The organism is Sedimentitalea sp. XS_ASV28 (assembly GCF_041224545.1).
Taxonomy (GTDB): domain Bacteria; phylum Pseudomonadota; class Alphaproteobacteria; order Rhodobacterales; family Rhodobacteraceae; genus Sedimentitalea.
This window is the reverse complement of sequence record NZ_JBGFGP010000131.1, coordinates 1-1,496: the sequence shown is the minus strand read 5'-3', so window position 1 is coordinate 1,496 and position 1,496 is coordinate 1. Positions and strand designations below refer to the sequence as shown.

At 61.1% G+C, this 1,496-nt stretch carries 2 pseudogenes; one reads left to right on the top strand and one right to left on the bottom strand.

The window, feature by feature from the left end:
• Positions 1-129: 129 nt before the first annotated feature.
• Positions 130-575 (bottom strand): annotated as a pseudogene (locus AB9K34_RS11740) (ATP-binding protein); the annotation flags it as partial.
• 95 nt (positions 576-670) lie between these two features.
• On the opposite strand from AB9K34_RS11740, the pseudogene AB9K34_RS11735 reads away from it, so the two are divergent.
• Positions 671-1,471 (top strand): annotated as a pseudogene (locus AB9K34_RS11735) (IS5 family transposase).
• The last annotated feature ends 25 nt before the right edge of the window (positions 1,472-1,496 follow it).

The following is a 1,496-nucleotide window of genomic DNA, read 5'->3' as shown; positions in this document are numbered from 1 at the left end:
TGTCAATCGGCATTCAAGGCTGCCCCCTATGGGCGTCCAATTTTGTCTCCCTTGGTGCGAAGCAGGTCCGGCGCTGCGTAGTCGTCATGTAACGCAGCTGCGGCAGGCCTGCGTGGTTGCCGCTTGCCGCTACGCCCGGTTTTTGAAGCGCCAGCTTTCGTTGCCGGTTTCGACGATCTCACAATGGTGGGTGAGTCTGTCGACAGTGCGGTGGTCATTTTGGCGTCACCGAAGACGGTCGGCCCTGTCTCTTTGCGCGGGCTTCGGCGTCCAGCTTGTTCACCAGATCGACAACGTTGAAGAACCGTCCGCGGCGTCCGGCCCGGATACAGGTGCGAGCGATGCTGACGGCGAGATGGGTTTCGCCGGTACCGGTGCTCCCGATCAGCACGAGATTGCGCTGGTGATCGAGGAAGTCGCGACTGGCCAGGTCGCGGATCAGCGTCTCGTTGACCGCTGCTGCTTCGAAGTCGAACTCTTCAAGTTCTTTGGCCAAGGGCAGCTTGGCAATGGTCATCTGATATTTGACCGATCTGGCCTGCTTCTGTCTAGATCTCGGCGGTCAGCAGATCGCCCCCTCTCGGCAGGTTTGCTATGGTCAGGACCCATTAATCGGCTTGAGGAAGTGTTGGCAGCGTGATTCAAACCCCTGAGCTTTTTGGGGGTGGTGATGAGCAACTTGTTTTGGTTGACGGACGAGCAGATGGAGAGGCTTCGGCCCTTCTTTCCGAGGAACCATGGCAAGCCGCGTGTGGATGACCGGCGTGTTCTGAGCGGGATTATCTTCATCAATCGCAATGGGTTGCGGTGGTGTGATGCGCCTGGGGAGTATGGACCGGCCAAGACGCTCTACAACCGATGGAAGCGCTGGGGCGACATGGGGGTCTTCGCCCGCATGATGGAGGGGCTGGCCTCTGAAGGCACCGAGTAGAAGACGGTAATGATCCCCTCTCGAGACATTGCTGCGCAATACCCTGCCGGGCAGTGGACGCGACGTATCTGAAGGCGCACCGCACGGCTTCCAGCCTGCGGGCGAAAAAGGGGGTCCCGACGACAGGCGCGGCCGCCTCATCGGGCGGACCAAGGGCGGGTTGAACACCAAGCTGCACGCCGTCACCGATGCCGTGGGGTGCCCGCTGCGGTTCTTCATGACGGCGGGTCAGGTCAGCGACTATACCGGCGCGGCAGCCCTGTCGAGCAGCCTGCCCGCCGCCGAATGGCTCATTGCCGACCGGGGCTACGATGCCGATTGGTTCAGAGAAGCCTTGAAAGAAAAGGGCATACGGCGCTGCATCCCCGGTCGAAAGTCGCGTGGCAAGACCGCCCGCTACGACAAGCGCCGCTATAGGCGCGCAACCGCGAGATCATGTTTGGCCGTTTGACGGATTGGCGTCGCGTGGCCACACGCTACGACAGATGCGCGAAGACAGTCCTCTCCGCCGTCGCCCTGGCTGCTACCGTCCTCTTCTAGCTTCTTTGACGATCAATGAGGCTGG